This window comes from Serratia sp. ASV30 (assembly GCF_016428815.1).
In the GTDB taxonomy this organism is placed as follows: Bacteria; Pseudomonadota; Gammaproteobacteria; order Enterobacterales; family Enterobacteriaceae; genus Chania; species Chania fonticola_C.
On record NZ_JAELTL010000167.1, the window covers coordinates 1 to 654 of the forward strand.

The window sequence follows — 654 nt, forward strand, 5'->3', positions numbered from 1 at the left end:
CATCTGGGTTTTTAACACCTACCATATATGAGCAAAATATAAGATAGAGTGTTATTACCGCATTTCTAAAAAAGTTATTTTTGTTAATCTTCATAGAGAAATAAATACGCCTTGTAAATGAACAAACATTAAATATTTTTAATGGCGTTATAGGCACTTAAATAAAGGCCATGGAAATTTATGCATTCACTTCCACCTCGCATGCAAGAGTGCACGCGAGGTGACAACTTTATAATTTCATGATATTAACCCTATAATATCAGATAATGCACTTTCCCAATCTGATGCTTGAATCCCAAACTGACTTATCTTTTCGCAGGAAAGGCTAGAATATGTTGGACGTACAGCTGCCGTATAATAGCCTGCCGTTTTAATAGAATTTATCAAAGGAATTGAGTGTAACCTACCATTTTTTAATGCCGTACTAAAAATAACCTTTGCAAACTCATTCCAAGCAACCTCTTTATCACCACAAAAGTGATAAACTCCGCCAGTTGCACTTGCCTGTGTAAGAGTAATAATTGCTTGAGCGATATCGCCTGCATAAGTTGGACAACCTCTCTGGTCGGCAACAATATTCAATACATCCCTCTCTTTAGCTAGACGTAGCATGGTTTTTACAAAATTATTGCCATACTCACTAAATACCCACGC

At 36.2% G+C, this 654-nt stretch carries 1 protein-coding gene; it reads right to left on the minus strand.

What is annotated here, in order from left to right:
- Positions 1-237: 237 nt before the first annotated feature.
- Positions 238-654, minus strand: a 417-nt coding sequence (locus tag JHD74_RS25925) for a sugar nucleotide-binding protein (RefSeq protein WP_199063898.1), incomplete at its 5' end; no start/stop codon positions are given.